17 protein-coding genes are annotated in these 12,743 nt (G+C 51.3%); all 17 read right to left on the bottom strand.

Annotated elements, in window-relative coordinates; all coding sequences use genetic code 11:
- Positions 1 to 31: 31 nt before the first annotated feature.
- Complete coding sequence (locus FHT67_RS04710) at positions 32 to 193, bottom strand: YqzL family protein (protein WP_132304400.1); 162 nt, start codon at positions 191 to 193, stop codon at positions 32 to 34.
- 100 nt (positions 194 to 293) lie between these two features.
- A complete protein-coding gene (gene era / locus FHT67_RS04705) occupies positions 294 to 1,193 on the bottom strand; it encodes a GTPase Era (RefSeq protein ID WP_132304398.1) in 900 nt (299 codons plus the stop codon).
- Positions 1,194 to 1,201: 8 nt separating this feature from the next.
- The gene (gene cdd / locus FHT67_RS04700; RefSeq protein ID WP_132304396.1) at positions 1,202 to 1,633 is read right to left on the bottom strand and encodes a cytidine deaminase; all 432 of its coding nucleotides are present in this window, start codon (positions 1,631 to 1,633) and stop codon (positions 1,202 to 1,204) included.
- A 24-nt stretch (positions 1,634 to 1,657) separates the two neighbouring features.
- The gene (locus tag FHT67_RS04695) at positions 1,658 to 2,020 is read right to left on the bottom strand and encodes a diacylglycerol kinase family protein (RefSeq protein WP_132304394.1); all 363 of its coding nucleotides are present in this window, start codon (positions 2,018 to 2,020) and stop codon (positions 1,658 to 1,660) included.
- Entirely contained in the window at positions 2,020 to 2,517 is a 498-nt protein-coding gene (gene ybeY / locus FHT67_RS04690) for an rRNA maturation RNase YbeY (RefSeq protein ID WP_167196107.1), read from the bottom strand. Before ybeY ends, FHT67_RS04695 begins: the two co-directional genes overlap by 1 nt.
- A gap of 6 nt (positions 2,518 to 2,523) precedes the next feature.
- Positions 2,524 to 4,764 (bottom strand): HD family phosphohydrolase, encoded by a 2,241-nt coding sequence (locus FHT67_RS04685; RefSeq protein WP_132304390.1) that lies wholly within the window; start codon positions 4,762 to 4,764, stop codon positions 2,524 to 2,526.
- A 17-nt stretch (positions 4,765 to 4,781) separates the two neighbouring features.
- Positions 4,782 to 5,762, bottom strand: coding sequence for a PhoH family protein (locus FHT67_RS04680; RefSeq protein ID WP_132304388.1), 981 nt, complete (start codon positions 5,760 to 5,762; stop codon positions 4,782 to 4,784).
- A complete protein-coding gene (gene yqfD / locus FHT67_RS04675) occupies positions 5,759 to 6,952 on the bottom strand; it encodes a sporulation protein YqfD (RefSeq protein ID WP_132304386.1) in 1,194 nt (397 codons plus the stop codon). Before yqfD ends, FHT67_RS04680 begins: the two co-directional genes overlap by 4 nt.
- 2 nt (positions 6,953 to 6,954) lie before the next feature.
- A complete protein-coding gene (gene yqfC, locus FHT67_RS04670; protein WP_015843829.1) occupies positions 6,955 to 7,242 on the bottom strand; it encodes a sporulation protein YqfC in 288 nt (95 codons plus the stop codon).
- 172 nt (positions 7,243 to 7,414) lie between these two features.
- Positions 7,415 to 7,906: a hypothetical protein gene (locus FHT67_RS04665; RefSeq protein WP_167196105.1), complete on the bottom strand. Its 492-nt coding sequence runs from the start codon at positions 7,904 to 7,906 to the stop codon at positions 7,415 to 7,417.
- Positions 7,907 to 7,941: 35 nt separating this feature from the next.
- On the bottom strand, positions 7,942 to 8,925 hold the full coding sequence (gene floA / locus FHT67_RS04660; RefSeq protein ID WP_127496399.1) for a flotillin-like protein FloA: 984 nt from the start codon (positions 8,923 to 8,925) through the stop codon (positions 7,942 to 7,944).
- A 36-nt stretch (positions 8,926 to 8,961) separates the two neighbouring features.
- On the bottom strand, positions 8,962 to 10,338 hold the full coding sequence (locus FHT67_RS04655) for an NfeD family protein (RefSeq protein WP_132304382.1): 1,377 nt from the start codon (positions 10,336 to 10,338) through the stop codon (positions 8,962 to 8,964).
- Positions 10,339 to 10,460: 122 nt separating this feature from the next.
- Positions 10,461 to 10,904 carry a GatB/YqeY domain-containing protein gene (locus tag FHT67_RS04650; protein ID WP_132304380.1) on the bottom strand — a complete coding sequence of 148 codons (444 nt, stop codon included), beginning with the start codon at positions 10,902 to 10,904 and terminating at the stop codon, positions 10,461 to 10,463.
- Positions 10,905 to 10,919: 15 nt separating this feature from the next.
- Positions 10,920 to 11,093 carry a 30S ribosomal protein S21 gene (rpsU, locus tag FHT67_RS04645; RefSeq protein ID WP_005547957.1) on the bottom strand — a complete coding sequence of 58 codons (174 nt, stop codon included), beginning with the start codon at positions 11,091 to 11,093 and terminating at the stop codon, positions 10,920 to 10,922.
- Between the two features lie 92 nt (positions 11,094 to 11,185).
- Entirely contained in the window at positions 11,186 to 11,539 is a 354-nt protein-coding gene (locus FHT67_RS04640; RefSeq protein ID WP_167196102.1) for a histidine triad nucleotide-binding protein, read from the bottom strand.
- A 123-nt stretch (positions 11,540 to 11,662) separates the two neighbouring features.
- Positions 11,663 to 12,070 carry a hypothetical protein gene (locus FHT67_RS04635; protein ID WP_243711566.1) on the bottom strand — a complete coding sequence of 136 codons (408 nt, stop codon included), beginning with the start codon at positions 12,068 to 12,070 and terminating at the stop codon, positions 11,663 to 11,665.
- A gap of 50 nt (positions 12,071 to 12,120) precedes the next feature.
- Positions 12,121 to 12,720, bottom strand: a complete 600-nt coding sequence (locus tag FHT67_RS04630; protein ID WP_167196099.1) for a hypothetical protein — start codon at positions 12,718 to 12,720, stop codon at positions 12,121 to 12,123.
- Between the last annotated feature and the right edge of the window lie 23 nt (positions 12,721 to 12,743).

Below are 12,743 nucleotides of genomic sequence, written 5' to 3'. Positions count from 1 at the left end.
CTTGATTCAAGGCAGCCTGCAACGTAATCAATTAAAGGGCAGACGACTCCTCGAACTCAGCAGCAAGCTCTTCATTGTCTCCCGGCAAATGTTGAGGATGATTCTCTGGACCAAGTTGATCCATTTCCTTGTAGAGCATGTACGACTCCACATCACCGGTCAATGTAAAATACTTCCACGAAAAATTTCGCATTCGTATTCATCCCTTTCCGCCATGGAAATGAAGCCCCAGACGGTAATTAGGATACGGTAATTTGCCGAATGCTATCCTTAACAAAATTCGTCAAATCGGCTTAATCGTGACGGAAGCCGAAATCCTTCAATACGCGCTCCTGATTGCGCCAATCCTTCTTCACCTTGACCCAAAGCTCCAGGAATGTGCGCGATCCAAGCAGCGCTTCGATATCGCGGCGGGCCTGCTTGCCGACTTCCTTCAGCAAGGCCCCCTTCTTGCCGATAATAATGCCCTTCTGGGAATCCCGTTCCACGAAGATAACCGCGCCGATGTATACAACGCCGTTCTCCTGCACTCTCATATCCTCGATGCCAACCGCAATCGAATGCGGAATTTCTTCACGGGTCATATGCAGGATCTTCTCGCGGATCAGCTCCGCGCAGACGAATTGCTCCGGATGGTCGGTGACCTGATCGGCCGGATAATATTGCGGTCCCTCCGGCAAATATTTCTGGATTTGCGCAAGCAATGTTTCGACGTTATTGCCTTGAAGCGCCGAGATCGGCACAATCTCCGCAAACGGATACAAATCCTTGTATTGGGTGATAATTTCCAGAAGCTTTTCCGGCTGAACCTTGTCAATCTTGTTCATCACAAGAAATACGGGCGTATCCACCTTTTTCAGCTGTTCGATGATAAAGCGGTCGCCGCCGCCCAGTCCATCGGCAACGTCAATCAGGAAAAGTACGGCCTCGACCTCTTTTAAAGCGCCTTCCGCGGTTTTCATCATATAGTCGCCTAGCTTGGATTGCGGTTTATGAATGCCGGGCGTATCGAGGAAAACGATCTGCGACGTTTCCGTCGTGTACACGCCGTGGATTTTATTTCGGGTGGTCTGCGGCTTGTCCGACATAATGGCAATTTTCTGCCCGATTAAATGATTCATAAGCGTAGATTTGCCGACATTCGGACGACCGATAATCGCCACGAATCCGGAACGGAATTTCGTTTCAGTCATGTGAATAATTAACTTCCTTTCTCTAATGAAGCCGGAGTAAATGCACCCGGCAGCAGCTCGCTAACCGTCATAATGTTCCAGTCCCCGCGCAGATTGCCCATAACGACCGGCATATCCGGCTTACATAGCTCTACCAGTACCTGGCGGCATACGCCGCATGGGGCAATCGGTCCGTCCGTATCCCCCATGACGGCAATAACCTGAAATTCTCCCGGACGTTTGCCGTCGGCGATTGCGCGGAACAGCGCCGTTCTCTCGGCGCAATTGCAAGGGCTGTACGCGGCATTTTCCACGTTGCAGCCGTAATGGACATGGCCGCTTTCGTCCAGCAGCGCGGCGCCAACGCGGAAATTGGAGTAAGGCACGTATGCCCGCGACATGGCCTCCTTCGCTGCTTCAAGCAGGTTCGAATACCGCTCCGATAATCCCTCGAATGCCATGAGCCCCAACTCCTATTCTTCGTATTAATCCAATATAAAATGCCATAAGGGCGGCCCAAGAATGAGCAGCCCAATAATAATCGCGCAGCATGCCGCGACCAGCACGGCACCGGCAGCAATATCCTTAGCCGCTTTCGCAAGCGGGTGAATGCCGGGACTCGCAAGGTCAACGGTTTTTTCGATCGCCGTATTAACCATCTCCAGGGTGAACACAATCGCCATCGTTAACAACAGCACCGCCCATTCCAGCCGGGTCAGGGGCAGGAACGCCCCTAACAGACACACCATAACGGCAGCCGCCGTATGAATTTTCATATGACGCTGAGACCGGACAGCCAAGGCAATTCCCGAACAAGCAAAAGACAGGCTGCGGATAAACTTCAGCATTAACGCGACAGACCTGCCTTCTGAAGAACGGCTTCCTGTTTTGCCGTCATTTCGGCTTCGCCCGCATCGTCCATATGGTCATAACCGAGCAAATGGAGGAAGCCGTGCACGAACAGGAACCCGATCTCCCTTTCCAGGGAATGGCCGTAATCCTCGCTCTGCTCCTGGGCTTTCTCAATCGAGATTACGATATCGCCAAGCATGCCGGAGATTGGATCCAGCTCATCCTCGCTCTCCACTTCGAAAATAATATCGAGCTCTTCCGTCCCGTCATCCTGCATGGCGAACGACAAGACATCAGTAGGACGGTCGATATTGCGGTATTCGCGGTTAAGCTGGTGAATCTGCTCGTTATCCGTAAAGGTCAGAGTCACTTCGCCGTCCGTAAGTCCTTCCATCTCGCCGGCGATCTGAAGAAGCTGCTCCAGTCTCTCCACCCATTGATCGGGAATCTCCATTTTGTCTTGTTCGTTGCTCCAGTCTAATTGCAAGCTCATGCTTTGTTAACGCTCCTTTGGTTTTACGTCTTCCGGGTATTCAATCCGCGAGTGGAATATGCCGATAACGCTTTCTTTCAAAGAATGGGCAATCTTGTCGAGCTCCTTCATCGTCAGATCGCACTCATTATATTGATTGTCATCCACGCGGCTTTTAATAATCTTCTGAATCATCGCCTCTACCTGCTCCACCGTAGGGCTGCGCAGGCTGCGGACGGCCGCTTCCACGCAATCGGCCAGACCAACGATCGCCGCTTCCTTCGATTGCGCTTTTGGACCCGGATAACGGTAGTCATCCTCCGTGAAATTCACGGTTAACCCCTGCTCCTCCGCTTGTTTCAACGCTTTGAAGTAGAAGAACTTCAAGGAGGTTGTCCCATGATGCTGCTCCGCGATATCCCGGATCGGCTTCGGAATATTTTGCGCCTTCAGCATATCAACCCCGTCGCGGGCATGGGCGACGATAATCGATTTGCTCAGCTTTGGCTCGATGGTATCATGCGGATTTTCCATATTCGTCTGATTCTCGATAAAATAGCTTGGCCGCTTCGTCTTGCCGATATCGTGATAATACGAACCTACGCGGCAAAGAAGTCCGTCCGCTCCGATCGACTCGGCAGCCGCTTCGGCAAGATTGCCGACCATTACGCTGTGATGGTAGGTGCCAGGCGTCTCCGTAAGCAGCTTGCGAAGCAGCGGATGATTCGGATTCGACAGCTCTACGAGCTTCAGCGCCGACAATATGCCAAACGTAATTTCGAAGAACGGCATAAGCCCAATGACAAGAATCGCCGTTAATAGTCCGCTAGCAAACGCGAATGCAAGAGAATAAACGAGCGGCCCTTGCTCAAGCTGCTCCTTCAGGAACATAAGCGACAATACGGCCAGCGAACCAAACAAGCTGACCATAATTCCCGCCTTAAGGATGGTAGACCGCTGGCTTGCCCGGTGAATCGAGAATATCGCCGCCAGGGAAACCACGATAATAACAAACCCGTATTGATAGTCGAAAATTTGACCGGTTTGCGTATTTAGTATAATACTTCCGCAAAGCGCAAACAAAACCGAGCTGATAATCGCCAGATTCACATCCAGCAGCAGCGTAATCAGCATCGTTCCAAGCGCGGCCGGGGCTAAATAACCGGCATAAGGCGCGGAATCGGTCTGCGTAAGGGAAATAACTTGCATCGTGATAATATTGATCAGATAAATGAGCCAGAGCATCAGCAGATGAGTATTGCCGTAGCTTGGCTTGGTCGAGTCGCTGGTCCCGTATTGGTGTATATACGTATACAGGCCAACCACGATCATGATGGACATCAGCAGCAGTCCAAGCTGCGGCCAATAATTGCGCTTGTCCTGCAGAAGCTCGGATTCCTTCAGCAGCTCGTACATCTCGGGAGTAATAATCTCGCCTTTTTTCACGATGAGGTCGCCTTCTTTGATCACAACCTGAGGCGTATTCTGCTTCGCGAGAATTTTGGCTTCGTCCGTTGCCTGCTGATCGAGGAACCGGTTAGGCATAATCGTAAACCGTGCCAGCTCCTGCACAATTTCGCGGCTGGAGCGGTTGGTCAGCGAGCTTGCGTTAACCAGCTCCGCAACCTTCGTGCGCGCCGTTTCCGCATCGCGGAGCTGCTCGCTCATTAGCTTGCGGACGACATCCTGCCCAACGGAGCGCATTTCCTCCAGTTGATCCAGCGTCAGATTCGGAAGCTTGTAGAACGTCTCTTCCGGAATCGTGTACGCCTGCTCCTTGATGACCTTCGACATTTCTTCAAGCAGCGAATCGTTGTACTTGCCGGTGCCCATATTCATTTTTACGAAATTATCGACAAACGCATCATATTTGCCGGGAATCTCATTCCGGTAAATTTCAACCTTGTTTTGCACCGTCACCTGATCATCCAGATTAAGCTGCTCGATCCGGACGAAAATTTGATCGATCAGCTGTTCGTTGCGCAACGCGACATTCGAATAGATCGAATCGATTTTATTCGCTGCCTCTTCCTGCGCTTCCAGCGTTGCCTTGCTGTCGAATATCTGATGCGGAGCTGCGATATCCTTGTCGCTGGGCGCATCCACCTGGATATCGTAGGTTTCCGGTACAAGATGGGGAGCGAGACTGAAATAAAACAGCAGCGCAAACAAAAACAAGAGCAGGACTCGAACAGCCGTGCTCTGCTTCCAGCCAGCCGATTTTGTCTGTTGAAGGTTAATTTGTTTTCCGGCCTGAGTCTGATTCATCGAGCGGACATTCCTCTCTATGCTTTGTTTTCAGCGTCCCAGTTGTATGCCACGATTATTTTCTGAACCAAGGAATGGCGAACGACGTCCTGCTCGGAAAAATGAATAAAACCAATTTCCTCAATATCTCTCAAAATGCGCTGCGCTTCGATTAACCCGGAGTTTTTGCCCCGCGGCAAATCAATCTGCGTCACGTCGCCCGTAATCACCATTTTCGAGCCAAAACCAAGCCTTGTCAGGAACATTTTCATTTGCTCCGGGGTTGTGTTCTGCGCTTCGTCCAAAATAATAAACGAATCATCCAGCGTGCGTCCCCGCATATAAGCAAGAGGAGCGATCTCGATGGTTCCGCGCTCAAACGCCTTTGCCGTCTGGTCCGGACCTAATACGTCATGCAGCGCGTCATAGAGCGGGCGCAGATACGGATCCACCTTTTCTTGCAGGTCGCCAGGCAGGAAGCCCAGATTTTCGCCGGCTTCAACCGCAGGACGGGTCAACATTATTTTTTTAACAGAGCCTTCCTTAAGCGCCGCTACGGCAAGAACAACCGCAAGATAGGTTTTGCCGGTACCGGCGGGGCCAATGCCGAACACGATATCCTGCTTCTTGATTGTCTTCACGTAATGACGCTGACCGATCGTCTTCACGCGGATCGGCTTGCCTCTGTAAGTCGTCGTAATTTCAGCTTTAAGCAAATCGAGCAGTTCTTCCGCTTGCATGTTGCGCGCAAGATCAAGCGCATAAGTAATGTCTCTCTCGGACGGAGTATACCCGCCGCGGACCAGCTGAAGCAGCACGTTATAAAACTGCTCTAGCGACTCCACCTCTTGCGCCGGACCGGAAATAACAATTTCCGCTTCGCGGGAAGACAGAGTAGCCTCCATCTGTTGCTGCACAAGCTTTAGATACTTATCTTGGGGACCAAACACGGCCAAGCCCTCTACTGCATTTTGGAGCGGAATTTTGACTACTTTTGCTTCACTCTGCAACAACCTCATTCTCCTTGCATCTGGACTAGTGGCATCTCTTCTACGATTGATTGCTCCACTTCAAAAAGAACTTTCATATAAACTTTACCATTGTCCGTCTTTTCATGCAAAACAATTTCCTTTAATATAACCGCGTCCTTGCCTGCTTTGAGCATGATATCGGCCTTCGCCTGGAGCATTCCGTTGTTTTTCGCTTCCTCTTCCGTAAGCTCCCTTTCATCGGTGCGGACCTCCATAATCGTTTTCTTGAGCCGCCCGAACGGCAGCTTCAACCCGCGCCATGACGCCTGCTCCTCCACAACAACGTTCTCGGACGAATCAAACGGGTTTTTGCCATAACCGCTTACCTGAAGCGCACGGCTGCCTATTACAGCGTACCACTTTGTTTTCTTCTCTCCCGTATATACTTTAACCTCCTGCGTGAGAGGAGAAGCCACATTGAATTCATACCATACGAGGCCGCGCACCTTCCCCTTTGCCACAACCGACTGCGTGTACGCACCGCCTCCGATCGTTCCCGAGATTAACGTCTGGCCTTTTTTGACTTTCATGTTCTTCTTGACGACGGGGCGGCCCTTCTCGGTATAAATCTCCGTTATGACCGCATCGTTCGAAGCTACCAGATGCCGAGGATTTTGCAGCTCCGCCTTCTCCGCTTCCGTCGATTCAACGACTTGAATAACGATCCTTGTCCCTTTTTTCTCTACGCCAACCCAGGCCGTTCCGGGAAGATCGGTGACCAATTCCTTGGATAACAGATCTTTATCCTTAAGCTTGAACGACCATTGCATCGGAAAGATTCCTTCCTTCTTGGCCGCCGTTAATATCTGTTCCTCGGTAAGCTTTACATTCCCTTTCACCTCAACGGACCAGACAAGCGAAGACAGCAAATATATGCCGACAAAAAACAGGCCGATCCCGATCGCGAAAAATTTTCTTTTCTCGAAACGGACCAGCCAGAAGGGCATCCCTTCCCGTTTAACGACATGCGCCCTGCAGCCTGTCTCTTTCAAGAACGGGCGAAGACGGAAGAAATCGCCTACAGACAGCTCGAATTCCAGCTTCCCACCGCTTGTCCATCGAATGGAAGACAGCTCGAGCCCCCCTTCGAGAGCCCTGTTCACAAGCCGTTCAGGTTGTCCGCCCCTGATATGCACCGTGACGACACCGCGTACCCACTGCAGCCATTGACCCGCCATGCTTATCCCTCCTGATCCCTTACTTCGATACTTTTAATTTGACCCTCTATGAATACCTCTTCCGTCCAGATCGTGCGTATGACAAGCGAGGTTCCCGTCACTTCCAGCTCGCCTTTGCTTAAGGCCAGTCTCAGCTTATCGCTGGAGAAATGAAGCACGCCGCGGTGATTCTCGATATAGAGCTGTCGGTCGCCGATCATCGTCATGCGGGGCAGATCATAGACCACATCCTGGGGCAAATCCAATATATCGGCAGTCCATTTTCGAAATTTTCGGTTTATACGGCCCATAGCTGATCCATTGTCCCCCTCCGCCGCGCGAGTGCACATTATTGTACTGTACCAAAATATGCGACGTCGGAACGATTTATGAGATATATGGGGAAGCGCAGCCGAATAAAAAAATAACAGCCGGGCAACGATGCATGATCGCATCATTGCCCGGCTGTTATGGTTATAAGATCTATTTGCCGAAGGGGCGCTTGGAACGCGGCGGACCCAATATTTCGGCCCATACGACCGCTTTGCGCAGCTCGTCGGCTTTGGGATTCGCAATTTCGCTCTGACTTGCAGCTGCAGGAGCCACTGCCGTCTGGGGCTTGGCGGTTGCTGCCAGCCGCGCACGAGGAGGCTCCGCAGGCCGGCTCGGTACCGCCTGAACCGCCCTCTCAAGCGTTTGCGACTTGCCGCCCTCCCCTGTGCCTCCCCCTTCTCCCTGAAGGGAGGAACCAGCCGATACGGGCTTCTGAGACTGATATTCTTCTTGGTCATCCTCTTCCCATACCGGATCTTGACGGTTGACCGGTCTATGCGGCTCACGCTCGTTGCTTCCTCCAAAACTCGGCATCCGGTTCGTGCGCTTCTTCGCGCCCGAACGCCCGAATATCGAGAACAGCACTCCGCCCACAACGATCACCCAATATATATTTTCGAGAAGGAAACTTATTATTTTCACGCCAGCACCTCCTTGCTTGACACGGCTTAAGAGCCTTAGTTGTCTTTATCGTTTGGAGTGTCCGGCTTGCCAATCGTATTTCTCATTTGGGTATCGGCTTCGATATTTTTAAGGTTCATGTAATCCATAACGCCGATTTTACCGGATTTCAGAGCATCCGCCATCGCAAGCGGCACCTGGGATTCGGATTCCACGACCTTCGCGCGCATCTCTACGACGCGGGCCTTCATCTCTTGCTCCTGTGCGACCGCCATCGCGCGGCGCTCTTCGGCCTTCGCCTGCGCAATCCGCTTGTCGGCTTCCGCCTGTTCGGTTTGCAGGTGTGCGCCGATGTTTTTGCCTACGTCTACGTCCGCGATATCGATGGACAGGATCTCAAAGGCCGTGCCTGCATCAAGGCCTTTGCCAAGGACGGTACGGGAGATCATGTCCGGGTTCTCGAGAACGTCTTTATGCGAGTTGGAGGAGCCTACCGTTGTAACGATCCCTTCGCCGACCCGGGCGATAATCGTCTCTTCGCCGGCACCGCCGACAAGGCGTTCGATATTAGCGCGTACCGTAACGCGGGCTTTAACCTTCACTTCAATGCCGTCCTTCGCAACCGCAGCTACGATAGGCGTCTCGATTACTCGGGGATTTACGCTCATTTGCACGGCTTGCAAAACATCGCGGCCAGCAAGGTCAATGGCTGCCGCACGCTCGAAGACGAGCGGAATGTTCGCGCGTTGCGCCGCAATCAAGGCGTTAACGACACGGTCAACATTACCGCCGGCGAGGAAGTGACTCTCAAGCTGATTAATCGTAAGCCCTAGCCCCGCTTTTGTTGCTTTAATCAACGGATTCACGATCCGGCTTGGCGTTACTCGGCGGAGACGCATTGCTACCAGCGTGATAATGCCGATCCGAACGCCAGATGCCAGCGCGGAAATCCACAGCATGATCGGGAAAAAGCTGAGGAATACCGATAGAGCAATAATCGCTACCACTACAATAATTAAAACTGATACCATTCCGTCCATTGGGTATAACCCTCCATGTCATTTTTTTCTATTATCCTACAGGACCTCTCTTACGACAACCCAAGTCCCTTCGGTTTTTATTACCTTTACCGTCTTGCCGGAAGCGATAAATTCGCCGGATGTCACAACGTCTATCCGGTTATCCCCAATTTGAATCGTGCCCGCCGGGCGGAGAGGCGTTATCGCAATCCCCTCCTGGCCAAGAAGCTCCTCTTTGGTTTCCGCGGACAAATATCCTTGCTCGGTTGTCAGCTTCTCGCGCAAAATGAATTTGTTCCAGATTCCTCTGTCCTTGTATTTACGGACAACAAAATACAGGATAACGGCAGCAGCCGCCAGCGCGATAACGAGCGAAATAAATGCCGTCATCGGATTCGAAGCCGCTGTCAACACGCCGGCGATCAACGAGGCGCTGCCCAGAATGCCGAGAATTCCCCAGCTCGGCACAAATACCTCGATCAACAACAAGGCTATGCCGACAATAAAGAGCACAACGGACTCCATCCCCGCAAATCCCGCAATGTAATGACCGAAGAAATACAAGCCAAACGACAGAATACCTACAATGCCCGGAACGCCAAAGCCCGGGACAAACAGCTCAATCGCAATACCCGCGATGCCCAGGATAAACAACACGGTCATGACGATCGGATTTACGAGCCAGGAAGCAATCTTCTCCGCAATCGAAGGTTTAAGTTCGATCCGATCGCGATTTTCTAGCCCCAGCCATTTGATTGCGTCTTCCAGGGACTCCGCTTTGTATTCGGCATATCCAACCTTAATCGCTTCATCGGCCGTTAAGGTCAGAATCTGGCCGGATTGCTTCACCTGCTTGAGGTCCGGCAGCGGCAATGTCGCACCGGGATCCACCATTGCGGCAGCGATATCCGGGTCACGGCCGTTTAGCTCCGCGGCCTCCCTCATCGTCTTCACCCAGAAGGAAACAACCTTCGGGTTATCGATGAGATCGCCCGAGCCGTTAACGACTGCCGCAGCGCCAATGGTGCTTCCAGGTTCCATGACTATGTTTTGCGCATTAAGCGCAATATAAGTCCCCGCGGATACCGCTTTGCCTTCTACGTATGCCGTAGTAGGAACGCTGCTTTTGCGGATCAATTCGCCAATCTCCTCCGCGCTGGTTACTTCTCCGCCAAACGTATTGATCACCAGCACGACTCTCTCCGCTTTTGCTTCCGCTGCTTCTTGGTATGCCCGCTCCAAAAACGACTTCAATCCGGATTCCACCGTTTGCTTGACCGGCACAACGTAAACCGCGGGACCAAGTGCTGATCCTTCCGCTCCATGCGCGGTTTTACTGCCGGTTGCCAGTCCGCCTGCCGTAACCAGCAGCATAGAAACAAGCATTAGAAGAGGCCAGATGACAGCTGCAATGCGCCATCGTTTCGTTTGCAAAGTGTCGCTCCTCCTTTTCAATCAGTAACCGTTAATACGCACATATGAACATTATGTTTCAAAATTGTCATAAGTAAAGCAAAAACACCCCTCGAAAGGGGTGTTTTCGTCCGAACATATAGTTATTGCAGAAATTGTTGTACATATTGATTTACTAGTTTACCATCAGCGCGCCCTTTTGTTTTTGGCAAAAGCGCACCCATGACTTTTCCCATCTCGGCTTTGGAAGAAGCACCGAGTTCCTGGATGGTCTGCGTTACAATCGCTTTTATCTCTTCTTCGGTCAGCTGTGCGGGAAGGTATTGACTAATAATTTCAATTTCTGCTGAAAGATCTGTAACCAGATCATCTCGGCCGGCTTTGCTAAATTCTTGGAGGGAATCTTTACGTTGTTTGATTTCACGACTAAGTATATCTACCACTTCCGCATCCTCGAGAGGACGCTTCAAATCAATCTCCAAATTTTTAACAGCCGCACGAATCATGCGAATCGTGGTCAGCTTGAACTTGTCCTGATTCTTCATGGCTTGCTTCATATCGTCGTTCAATCTATCGCTCAGGTTCATTATGGAAGGATCCTCCTAAAACTTTCTCTTACGCGCAGCCTCGGACTTCTTCTTGCGCTTTACACTTGGCTTTTCATAATGCTTGCGTTTTTTCACCTCTGCCAAAACACCATCTTTAGCGATGGAACGTTTAAAGCGGCGAAGCGCAGCATCAATAGTTTCGTTTTTGCGAACTTTAGTTTCAGACACCAGTTTTCCCTCCCTCCGAAACAGACCGTCCAGAGCATTAAACATAAACACGGTTTATCACACTTCATTATAAGACAAAACAAAATGAAGTGTCAACTTACACTATTTCCTACTAGCGCTCCTAGCTTCTCCCCGCCCAACAAATGGATGTGGAGATGATAAACAACCTGGCCGCCGTCGCTGTTCACATTGTTAATGAGCCGGTAACCCGACTCAGCAATTCCTTGCTGCTTCGCGATTTCGCGAGCAGCCCCAAACAATTCCGCTATGACCGGACCATCCTCTTCGGTGATTTCGTTCATCGTTGGAATATGTTTTTTTGGAATAATCAATATATGTACAGGAGCCGCGGGCTGAATATCTTTAAACGCAATGACGTTCTCGGATTCGTACACTTTCGTCGAAGGAATGGAGCCTTCGATAATTTTGCAAAAAATACAGTCCAAATATGCCCCTCCCTTCATTCCATACTATGCCAATAATTATAGCAAACAAATGGCATGCTCGTCCAATCGGAGGATGCCGGCCGGAACGCAGACGCGCGACGCGTTGCCGTACCGGATTTGCAATCAGTAAAATGGCAGCAGCGTCAACGCGAGGAGCCCGGCCAGCGGCAGCACCTGACGGTAGAAGCGTCCTCTCGGGTAGTAGGGATACGGATAAAGACCGGGGTACGATACGAAAGCTCTGTTGTCCCAGCTTATGGTTCCGCTGCATGGGACTGCCAGACATAAATATCGGTCATCCACGTACTCGACAATGCCGTCGATACACCATCCGTCATGCGTTTGCGCGAGCACGTAACGGTGAATATGCGCGGAGCAATGATCCTTCAGCGATTGGGTCTGCGGTGCCGTTATTGCTGCCTGCGCGGCCGGTGCCTGGTTCTCCGCCTTTGCAGGAGCTATGGTTGCCGGTTTGGCCGCAGCCGGCTTCACCTCTGTCGGCTTCCCTTTTTCCTTCTTGCTTTTCTCCATACTTGTCAGCCTCCATTCTGCTACTATCGTATGCAGAAATGGGCTTTTGGCTACTGGGCGGACAATTTCATGCTAGCTTGCTCTTCGATAGATTTCTCCAGCTGCTCGGCAATATCGAGCCATCCGATTCCCGCCCCTATCTGAATCGCTCCGCTGCGCGTTTTGTCCGCGTCGAAGTTAAACTGCTTGACGATCTCCAGCTGCTTCGAATAGGCGTCCTGCAGAGCCTTCAAGTATGCGGATTCCTGTTCAGTAAGCGTACCGTCCTGCTCTTTTATGTACGAAAGAGAATTATCAACGTCAATTAAATAGGCATAGATCTTATCGGAATCAAAAGGAGTATCCTCATCAACGCTGCCCGCTTGCTGCAAAAAATCGTTTACGCCGGCCGCATCGCGGATCACGGTGCCAGCCTCGGACGGTTTCCCTTCCATAATGGCGGCTGCATCATCAAGCACGGCTTGATAATACGAGGCTGCTTTTTTTGCCGCTCCGATTACTTCCAAGCCTTTCTCGTACTTATCATCCTGGGCGCCCTGCAACGATTGCGAGTATAGAAACACGTTGCCCGTAAGGCTGAATACAAGCAGCAATAAAGTAATCGGCAGTGCGTAGGACCGTTTCTTCGATTGTTCCTTATCCTGTTCCATCTCTTGTTCATCCTTCCAAGTCG

It is taken from the genome of Paenibacillus sp. BK720 (assembly GCF_011761545.1).
In the GTDB taxonomy this organism is placed as follows: domain Bacteria; phylum Bacillota; class Bacilli; order Paenibacillales; family Paenibacillaceae; genus Pristimantibacillus.
The sequence above is the reverse complement of the archived record's forward strand: the minus strand, read 5'-3'. Positions and strand labels throughout refer to the sequence as shown.

Coding starts and splice junctions, on each gene's coding strand:
- yqfC (WP_015843829.1), bottom strand. CDS start 7,242: ATGGGCCGTATAAACCGAAAATTTCGAAAATGGACTGCCGATATATTG.
- FHT67_RS04680 (WP_132304388.1), bottom strand. CDS start 5,762: ATGAGGTTGTTGCAGAGTGAAGCAAAAGTAGTCAAAATTCCGCTCCAA.
- FHT67_RS04635 (WP_243711566.1), bottom strand. CDS start 12,070: ATGGAGAAAAGCAAGAAGGAAAAAGGGAAGCCGACAGAGGTGAAGCCG.
- FHT67_RS04630 (WP_167196099.1), bottom strand. CDS start 12,720: ATGGAACAGGATAAGGAACAATCGAAGAAACGGTCCTACGCACTGCCG.
- floA (WP_127496399.1), bottom strand. CDS start 8,925: ATGGACGGAATGGTATCAGTTTTAATTATTGTAGTGGTAGCGATTATT.
- FHT67_RS04695 (WP_132304394.1), bottom strand. CDS start 2,020: ATGCTGAAGTTTATCCGCAGCCTGTCTTTTGCTTGTTCGGGAATTGCC.
- ybeY (WP_167196107.1), bottom strand. CDS start 2,517: ATGAGCTTGCAATTAGACTGGAGCAACGAACAAGACAAAATGGAGATT.
- cdd (WP_132304396.1), bottom strand. CDS start 1,633: ATGGCATTCGAGGGATTATCGGAGCGGTATTCGAACCTGCTTGAAGCA.
- FHT67_RS04710 (WP_132304400.1), bottom strand. CDS start 193: ATGCGAAATTTTTCGTGGAAGTATTTTACATTGACCGGTGATGTGGAG.
- yqfD (WP_132304386.1), bottom strand. CDS start 6,952: ATGGCGGGTCAATGGCTGCAGTGGGTACGCGGTGTCGTCACGGTGCAT.
- era (WP_132304398.1), bottom strand. CDS start 1,193: ATGACTGAAACGAAATTCCGTTCCGGATTCGTGGCGATTATCGGTCGT.
- FHT67_RS04650 (WP_132304380.1), bottom strand. CDS start 10,904: ATGAACCTGAGCGATAGATTGAACGACGATATGAAGCAAGCCATGAAG.
- FHT67_RS04685 (WP_132304390.1), bottom strand. CDS start 4,764: ATGAATCAGACTCAGGCCGGAAAACAAATTAACCTTCAACAGACAAAA.